This is a genomic window from Alkaliphilus transvaalensis ATCC 700919, from assembly GCF_000621485.1.
GTDB lineage: Bacteria > Bacillota > Clostridia > Peptostreptococcales > Natronincolaceae > Alkaliphilus > Alkaliphilus transvaalensis.
On record NZ_JHYF01000003.1, the window covers coordinates 337552 to 346588 of the forward strand.

Here is a 9037-nt window from a genome sequence, read left to right on the forward strand (position 1 = left end):
ATTCTGTGTCCGGGGCAAACCTAATGAAACACAGTAGTATTAAGGCATGAGTTAGCTAATTGGTAGGCCAGTAATCACTTTTAAAGTTTTGCGAAAAAGTTTTTCTAACTATGAAATGAACCTGCGTAGTTAACTCTTATTCTTAAACCACAGAGCACAGGGAGGAGGTGAGAAAGCGATGGGACCAAATGAAAGACGTATGGAAATCATGGAAACTCTTTGCCATAGACGGCAAGAAACCATGGGAAATCTAGCATTTGAGTTTGGAGTCAGTGTCAGAACAATCAAGAATGATATTGATCATTTGTCGCTTTCTTACCCACTTGAAACAATCTGTGGACGTTATGGTGGAGGTGTGAGGGTGGCTGATGGTTTTTATATGAACCGAAAGTACCTAAAGCCTGTGCAGCAGGAATTACTGGAACGGTTAAGCGCGCAACTGTCCGGTGATGACCTCACTGTAATGAATAGCATCTTCAAGGATTTTGCTCTGAACAAAAAGACGGGATGATCCCGAATGATGAAAGGATGAATAGACGATGAAGAAAATATTTGTTTGCTCTCCCTATAGAGGAGACGTTGAGAAGAACACAAAACGAGCTGCACAAGTAGCCAGAATCCTATGTGAATGTGGCTACATGCCAGTTGTACCACATCTGTATTTTCCAAACTTCTTAAGAGAAGAGGACCAGCACGAGAGGATCCGAGGCATTGAGCTTGGCATTGAACTGATGAAAGAGTGCGATAAGATATGGCTCCTCGGTCCTGAAATTACAAGTGGAATGGAGTATGAGCTTGAAGCGGCAAAAGAGCTGAAGATTCCCGTTGTGATGTATGACGAAGAACTGAGACAGATTAAAGCCAAAACACTACCAATTGATGATCGCGTGGATGATCGTATCCGTGAGATTCTCAAAGGCTTGAAATTAGATTAGAAAGGATGGAAAGTCATGAGCAAAGTTTATTTAACCCTGGCTGATGGGTTTGAAAAGTTAGCTGCTGGATATCGAGCTTTGGCTGAAGAAGGTACAAGCCCAAATCCAGTAAATGAATCACCGACTAAAGAGGAACCATCCATCGACATTGAAACGGTAAGAGCTGTTCTTGCTGAAAAAAGTCGGGATGGGAAAACCAAAGAAATCAAAGCACTTCTTATGAAGTATGATGCCGGAAAGCTTTCTGGAGTAAACCCGGAAGACTATGCCAGCCTGCTTTCTGAAGCGGAGGTCCTTTAATGGGGGCACATGCCAGATTTTCTCCATCAGCGGCACACCGCAGATTGAACTGCCCTCCGTCATTGGTGCTGGAGGAACAGTTTCAAGATGAAGAATCTGGATATGCAGCGGAGGGTTCTGCCGGTCACGCACTGGCAGAGCACCTCATAAAAAAGCACCTGAAGGTAAGAAGCAAAAGACCAGTGTCTGATTATTATTCAGATGACCTGCTTGAAGCGGTGGATGAGTATGTATCCTATGTCATTAATGAAATTGAAGAAGCCAAAAGGACATGTAAAGCTCCAATCTTTTCAGTAGAACAGCGGGTAGATGCATCGGAATATGTGGATGAGTGCTTTGGTACAGCTGATATGGTCATCGTCACAGACAAGGTGGCACACATCATAGATTTAAAGCTGGGTAAAGGCGTGGCAGTTTTTGCTGAAGAGAACCCACAACTGATGATTTATGGCCTTGGCATCCTGAGCATGGCTGAAATTCTATACGATGTGGAAATCGTCAGGATGACCATATTCCAACCAAGGCTCAACAATTCAAGCACATGGGACATTGCACCAGATGATCTAAAGAACTGGGGCGAAGAGGTTCTAAAACCCAGAGGAGCTATGGCTCTGATGGGGGCGGGAGATTTCAAATCAGGAAACTGGTGTCGGTTCTGTAAAGCCAGAAATCAATGTAGGGCCAGAGCAGAACAGTTTCTAGAGCTTGCCAAGTTGGAGTTTAAAGCACCGGCACTTTTGTCTGAAGAGGAAATCGCTGAAGTGTTAAAAGTCTCTGACGAGCTCTCCAAATGGGCATCTGATGTTTATGCATATGCTCAGGAGCAAGCCATCGTTCATGGAAAAGAGTGGTCAGGCTTTAAATTGGTCGAAGGTCGAAGCAACAGAAAGTATTCCAGTGAAGAAGAAGTAGCTGAAGCTGCAATGGCAGCCGGTTACAAGGACATCTATAAAAGTTCCCTAGTGACCATAACTGAGATGGAGCGGTTAATGGGAAAGAAAGAATTCAATAAGATTCTTGGACATTTGGTGTACAAGCCACAGGGCAAGATTACCCTTGTTCCTGAATCGGACAAGAGAGAAGCAATAAACAATACTACCGCTGCGGCGGAATTTCAGGAGGATTAATTATGAACAAGAATACTGTAGCAACAAAAGTGATTGTACCATGTCGTTTTTCCTATCTGCACTGCTGGGAACCAGATTCAGTGAATGGAGGAGATCCAAAGTATAGTGTTTCAGCCATCGTGCCAAAGAGTGATACAAAGACCATCGAAGCCATCAAAGCTGCAATCGAGCAGGCAAAGAAGGAGTCCGTTTCCAAGTGGGGCGGCAAGATTCCAACCAATCTCAAGACGCCCCTTCGTGATGGCGATATTGACCGTCCGGATGATGAAGCTTACAAAGGCTGTTACTTCTTCAATGCCAACAGCAGACAGGCTCCTCAAGTGGTGGATAGCAAGGTGCAGCCGATTCTGGACCAGAGTGAAGTTTACTCCGGATGTTATGGTCGCATCAGTGTTACCTTCTATGGTTACAACTCAAACGGTAATCGAGGTGTAGCAGCAGGACTTGGAAATATCCAGAAGCTGAAGGACGGAGAAGCTCTGGGCGGACGTTCAAAAGCGGCGGATGAGTTTAGCACAGTCGAAGAAGATGACTTCTTAGAATAGTAAGGCATATGGGCGGTGGGAAACTGCCGCCCTTTATATAAGGTCTTGAAAGGATGATTTAATGAATGGAAAACTACTCAGCATCGATATAGAAACCTATTCGAGTGTGGACCTAACCAAGTGCGGCGTTTATGCCTATGTGGATAGTCCAGACTTTACCATATTACTTCTCGCCTATGCCTTCGATGAGGATGAAACAAGCATTGTGGATCTGGCTTGTGGTGAGGAAATCCCGGATGAAGTTATATCTGCCATAACGGATGACGGTGTAATCAAGACAGCTTTTAACGCAGCCTTTGAGAGAGTGTGTTTATCAAAATACCTGGGTGTGAAGTTAACCTCCAAAGCATGGCAATGTACTGCTGTTCAAGCATCTCTACTTGCTCTACCCCTATCTCTAGAGGGCGTCGGTGAAGTACTAAACATTCAAAGAAAGAAGCTGAAGGAAGGGACGGACCTGGTTAGGTACTTCTCGCTACCATGCAAACCAACTAAGGCAAATGGTGGAAGGAAGCGGAACCTGCCCGAGCATGACAGGGAAAAGTGGGAACGCTTCAAAGCCTATTGTATTCGAGATGTGGATGCTGAACGTGAAATCCGCTACAAACTTCGAAAGTACCCCATCCCTGAAAATGAGCTGGTGCTATATCAGCTGGATCAGGAAATCAATGATCGTGGCGTATTGGTAGACCTGGATATGGTGTCAAAGGCAGTTGAATGTGACCTGATGTATAAGGACCATATGACAGCCAAAGCTTATGAGCTCACTGGTCTTGAGAATCCAAACTCCGTAAGTCAAGTAAAAGAGTGGCTTTCAGATCGAGGGATTGAAGCTCAAAGCCTTGATAAGAAAACGGTAAAAGGACTCGTAGAGGAAACAGATGGAGAAGTATTAGAGGTATTGAAGCTCAGACTGCTCATGGCTAAAACCTCAGTGAAAAAGTATGAAGCAATTGAGAGATCAGTATCAAAGGATGGAAGGGTTCATGGACTACTCCAATTCTACGGGGCAAATAGAACCGGGCGATGGGCAGGAAGGCTTGTGCAAGTACAAAACCTCCCTCAAAACCATCTACCAGATTTGGAACTGGCCAGATTGCTCATCAAAGAAGGACGTTTTGAAGATGTTGAGCTGTTTTATGATTCTGTTCCTGGGGTTTTGTCAGAACTCATCAGAACAGCCTTTGTGCCAAAACCTGGCACACGGTTTATCGTAGCAGACTTCTCAGCCATCGAAGCGAGAGTGCTTGCTTGGCTGTCAGGGGAGAATTGGAGACTTGAGGTATTCGAGAGTCACGGAAAAATCTATGAAGCTTCAGCATCGGCAATGTTCAATGTGCCCATTGAGGAAATTGATAAGGGCAGTCCACTAAGGCAAAAAGGTAAAATCGCTGAGCTGGCCTTAGGCTATGGCGGATCCGTTGGTGCACTGACGTCAATGGGTGCTTTGGATATGGGGCTGACAGAAGATGAGCTGCCTCAACTGGTCAATCAGTGGAGAAATGCCAATCCCCATATCACAAAATTCTGGTGGGAAGTTGATGTGGCAGCCATTAAAGCGGTCAGGGAGAAACGGGAGACTGTGGTCGGTAAAGTGTGTTTTAACTACATGTCAGGGATCCTGTTCGTTGCTCTACCCTCTGGCAGAAAGCTCTCCTACATTAAACCAAGACTTGAAATCAATCGATTTGGTAGGGAAGGTTTGACCTACGAGGGCATCGGTGAGAGCAGAAAATGGATGCGGATTGATACCTATGGACCAAAACTGGTGGAAAACATCGTGCAAGCAACAAGTCGTGACCTTCTGGCTTTAGCCATGCTAAGGCTTCGAAATAAAGGCTTTGAGATAGTCATGCATGTGCATGATGAAGCTGTACTGGAAGTACCTGATGGTGAATCAAGTGTTGATGAAGTATGTGAAATCATGGCCATCGCACCAGAATGGGCAAAAGGATTGCCGCTTCGAGCTGATGGTTATGAATGCGACTTTTATAAGAAATCATGAATTCATGATTTTTTATATTATCATCAGGTTTACATTATCCTCAACAAATACAAAATTCTTTGAAATTCCAAATGTTTTTCTGCAAATGTTGAGGATAAAAAATCTATTTCAATCCACAGAGACGAGCCAGTTCTTCTTCATCACTTTCCCACAAAGGTTGTTCTGTAGCATCAGCTGGCATATTAACCTTATTCAATGCCTCGCGCATTTGATCGAGGGATGGGATTGCGTAAATTTTGGTAGTTTCAACACTGGAATGTCCAAGAATTTTTGAAATCATAATTGAATCCACACCATCTTGATACAAATGTGTAGCACGTTCTGCACGAAGCAAATGAGGATAAACCCTGTCAGGCATGTCTGGGCAGGAGTTTCTTGCAGCATCTGCATATTTCTGGACAATGCGTTCAACTGTACCAGTAGAAATTCTACCAGTGTTACCTTTAATAATTGTGTAAAACAATACATGGTCTGGGTCTTTGGTATCTGAATGGTAAATTGATTTATACAGCTTTAGATGTTCTGCTGTCTTTTCTGTTATAGCCACAGATCGTTCCTTATTGCCTTTGCCATGTACATGTATGGATAAAGTGTCAAGATTTACATCGTTGATATGAAGCCCTGTCAGTTCACTGACCCTGATTGCAGAATCATAGAGAAGAATCATGATTGTGCGATCACGAATACCGATTTTTGTATTCTTAGGTTCTGAAAATAGAGCATTTAAGGCTTCTTTAGAGAGAAGAATCTTTTCCCTCTTTGGAACCCTCATGCTAGGAACTTTTGATACCTGCAAAGCAATAGATTGTAATGACACATCGTTATCAGATGCATACTGCACATAATTCTTTATCGCTGCCAGCCGTACATTACAGGTGGCCGGAGAATTTCCATGTTCTTTCAAGTAGGCACAATATTCTAGAAGCAACTCACGAGTACAGTCAGTAAAAGTTAGTTTTGAAATAGAAATATTCTTTACTTTGAATAAATATTTTCTAAACGCAGACAGAGAATCTTTATAGGAACGTATAGTTTCTGGACTACGCCCCAACTGCTTGGGAAGATAATTCTCGAGATATTGCAGGGTCATTGAGAAGAAAATTTTTGTATCAGTTATCTTTTTTTTCATTGAAGTTCACCTCCGGAATTACTAAGCCTGATGTTTTATCTTTGGCATGAATGATTTTGAAACTTTCAGCTACCTGATGATAGTAATAAAGAGATTCCTGGATGTTGGCATGTCCTAAAAACTTACTAAGGTATGGAAGCTTTGTCTCAATATTTTCACCATCCTCCATCCAGCTATTTAGACGGTCAACAACAAATGTATGTCGAAATGACTTGATTGTTGGAGGATTGCTATTTCTGGAGTAAGGTGTATCAGTCCATGCTCTTAAAAAGTAGTCTCTTACTGAAACATCGCTCAGATGATTATCTTCCTTTGTTCCAGGAAAAACCCAATTTGTGTCAGGACGTTCGTTCTGGATATAAGCACGATATTTTTTTAGCATGTCGATGATGTCATCAGTAAGCCACAGAATACGATCCTTGTCACCTTTGGATTGAAGGATGCGAAGAGTTCCTGCTTCTAAATCAAGGCACTCCCATATGAGCTGTAAAGGCTCATTAAGACGCATCCCGCAGCAGTAGTAAAGCCTAAAAAGGACTTTGCATTCATTGAGAAGCCTCACTCCATAGGATTGTCTAACAGGTTCAAGATTGTCAAGATTTTCAAAGAATGCCAGCAACTCATCACCAGTAAAAACGTGTGCTTCAGATATTTCTTTAGATTGAAATAACTTTGGAATATATGCGTCTGTTCCAAGCGAAATCAGGTATTTTGAAAGCTGGCGAAGTACGCTCACTCTTATGTTTCTGGCATTCAATCCTTCGGTAGAACGCTGCATGGACCATGCATCTGCAAGTTTTTTCGTAACTGTGGAGGATGTAAAATCATGCTTAAGGCAAAAATTGTCAAGTTCCTTCAATACATTTTCAGTTGATGCATATGAGTAGCCACATGCACGTTTTTCGTCGATCAGGCCCTTGATGACCGGAGCCAAAGTGCTATAAAAGTCATAGTTGCGTTGTATTTTCATCCTATTTCACCGTCCTTTTAAGGGGAAGACAGCATGATCGAATGCCTTCTTCATCGACTGAGAGATATCGGTTAACTGTATCAATAGTAGAGTGGCCAAGAGAATCCTTAATGGTGTCACTCCCGATGCCTGCTGATAATAACCTCGTTGCAAATGTTCTTCTTAAGATATGGAAGGAATGCTTTTCACCATTGAAAACTCTTTCTATAGCAGTATTACAGGCTGAACGATTTGCATTTCCATATGGTGCGCGCTGAGACAAGAAAATATAGTCTGAGTTACTATTGGGTCTTCCATATTTTAAGTATTGAAAGATGCTGTTTCCGACTGCTACAGGCATTGGAAGGATCAATGGACGGTATGTTTTCTGCTGGGTAATCGCTATTGTCTGATGCTTCCAGTCGATATTGGAAAAACGTAGATTAATTACATCAATTCCTCGTAGTCCCATGAGAAGTCCAATTATTAGCATTGCACTGTCACGCAATTCCAACGGTGTACGTGCATTGTTACGATACGTATAGATGTTTTGAATTTCATCATTTGAAAGAATTTCTACGATTTTACGAGATTGTCCACGTTGTGATGGAAATGATCTGACCAAATCCTGTTCTGTATATTTTTTCTCAAACAAATATTGCAGGAACTGTCGAATTGAGTAAGCATAATTATTCTTTTTATTGGACGATTTTTGGGCTGTTGTAATGTTGTAAGCCTTAACAAGCTGTGGCGTAAGTTCTGAAATTGAAGTAAGTCCCTGGCTCTGCAAATAAAGCAAGAAAGAAATACTGGCAGACTTATGGCGGCTGATTGTATTGGCAGATAATCCGTCCTTTTCTTTTTCAGAAACAAACTCTTGAAGAAGATTTCTGCCCCAGACCGCTAGAGATGTTACTATTCCAGGTTGTGCAATAACCGGAGGAATACTCTGAAGAAAAGTATCCCCACACTCAATAAAGCTCTTTAGCACATGAAAGCAACGGTATCGCATTGGACCCACACGAAAATCACTTGAAAAGGAATCCATTGACTTCAGCCAGTAATCAGCAACGGCGGGTGTGTAGTCAAGATTCAATTCACTGGCAACGATATAAAACATTTGAAAATAAGCCAAGTAATTGCTTCTAAGAGCTTTAGGCTCGAAATGGTAGATTTCTTCAAGAGACTTAATAAGATCTTGACATCGCTCCAGAAAAGTTTCAGGTGATAACCGGAATTCGCTCACTTTGGCATTTGTTTCAGAAATGCTTGCGATAGAGATGTTTTTTAACGCAAATCCAGCTGCTTTAGCTTGTACAGGTGCAGTAAGTGCAAAAGGCCTATGTTTAGGAATAAATCCTTGGTTAGCTAAAAATTGCAGAAAGTATCTGACAGAGTAGGTACAGATATATTTGTCACCTATAGAGTCTGCATATTCATGGTATTTGGAAATGACTGGAACTGTAATTCCTACAGGATCGTAAATATCATTGTTTACAAGGAAAGTTGCAAAGCTTGTACAGTGAATGATTTGGTCTCTGGTTGCTCGGTGCTTCAGTCGGGTTAAAAGATCTTCTTTATATTTAATCAGTATTGTCTGCCAGCTTTCTGGAAGACGGTCAAAAGAAGTTTCATAATACTTGTAATCACCAGTGATTTTTCCAAGAGTCATGACATCATTAAATTCATACACAGCACGTCTCATTCTAAAGAAAGTTTGCTTATCTCTGGACTCTATATTCAAGTTGAGCCAATGCAGGGCTTCATCATGACTATAGGAAATATTGTTTTGCTCAAGGTGTCGTCGCAGGGAATTAATTGCAGCCATCTTTCCGACGTTAATGACATGACCGTTATCAATCCAGCATTGTTTAATTAAGATAACACCTTCATCGTAAGTTAGTTTCATAGTTTTTTCCTCCTGTTTTTATATTTTTGAGAAACACGTCTCAATAATATTATCCTCAACTTTCTAGGAGGAAAAAGTGTAAATTAAAGATTTATGAAAAAGTTGAGGATAATGAAAACTTGAGGATAATATAAGAAA

The 9037-nt window shown here is 41.8% G+C and carries 9 protein-coding genes; 6 read left to right on the forward strand and 3 right to left on the reverse strand.

Going from position 1 to position 9037, the window contains the following annotated elements:
- The first annotated feature begins 178 nt into the window (after window positions 1-178).
- From T335_RS0106030 to T335_RS0106055, 6 genes are all read left to right on the forward strand, one after another.
- Window positions 179-511 (forward strand): HTH domain-containing protein, encoded by a 333-nt coding sequence (locus tag T335_RS0106030; protein ID WP_026476738.1) that lies wholly within the window; start codon window positions 179-181, stop codon window positions 509-511.
- 28 nt (window positions 512-539) lie between these two features.
- The gene (locus tag T335_RS0106035; protein ID WP_026476739.1) at window positions 540-935 is read left to right on the forward strand and encodes a DUF7768 domain-containing protein; all 396 of its coding nucleotides are present in this window, start codon (window positions 540-542) and stop codon (window positions 933-935) included.
- A gap of 15 nt (window positions 936-950) precedes the next feature.
- Window positions 951-1235 (forward strand): hypothetical protein, encoded by a 285-nt coding sequence (locus tag T335_RS0106040; protein WP_026476740.1) that lies wholly within the window; start codon window positions 951-953, stop codon window positions 1233-1235.
- A complete protein-coding gene (locus tag T335_RS0106045) occupies window positions 1235-2362 on the forward strand; it encodes a DUF2800 domain-containing protein (RefSeq protein WP_026476741.1) in 1128 nt (375 codons plus the stop codon). The genes T335_RS0106040 and T335_RS0106045 overlap by 1 nt, the downstream gene beginning before the upstream one ends.
- A gap of 2 nt (window positions 2363-2364) precedes the next feature.
- Window positions 2365-2907, forward strand: coding sequence for a DUF2815 family protein (locus tag T335_RS0106050; RefSeq protein ID WP_026476742.1), 543 nt, complete (start codon window positions 2365-2367; stop codon window positions 2905-2907).
- A gap of 61 nt (window positions 2908-2968) precedes the next feature.
- Window positions 2969-4912 (forward strand): DNA polymerase, encoded by a 1944-nt coding sequence (locus tag T335_RS0106055; protein ID WP_026476743.1) that lies wholly within the window; start codon window positions 2969-2971, stop codon window positions 4910-4912.
- 103 nt (window positions 4913-5015) lie between these two features.
- Here the strand turns inward: T335_RS0106055 and T335_RS0106060 are convergent, their stop codons facing one another.
- Genes T335_RS0106060 through T335_RS0106070 form a run of 3 tightly spaced genes read right to left on the reverse strand, consistent with a single transcriptional unit; the run spans window position 5016 to window position 8899 of the window.
- Window positions 5016-6041 (reverse strand): tyrosine-type recombinase/integrase, encoded by a 1026-nt coding sequence (locus tag T335_RS0106060; protein ID WP_026476744.1) that lies wholly within the window; start codon window positions 6039-6041, stop codon window positions 5016-5018.
- Entirely contained in the window at window positions 6022-7011 is a 990-nt protein-coding gene (locus tag T335_RS0106065) for a tyrosine-type recombinase/integrase (RefSeq protein WP_026476745.1), read from the reverse strand. The genes T335_RS0106060 and T335_RS0106065 overlap by 20 nt, the downstream gene beginning before the upstream one ends.
- Before the next feature lies 1 nt (window position 7012).
- Complete coding sequence (locus T335_RS0106070; RefSeq protein WP_026476746.1) at window positions 7013-8899, reverse strand: tyrosine-type recombinase/integrase; 1887 nt, start codon at window positions 8897-8899, stop codon at window positions 7013-7015.
- Window positions 8900-9037 lie beyond the last annotated feature (138 nt).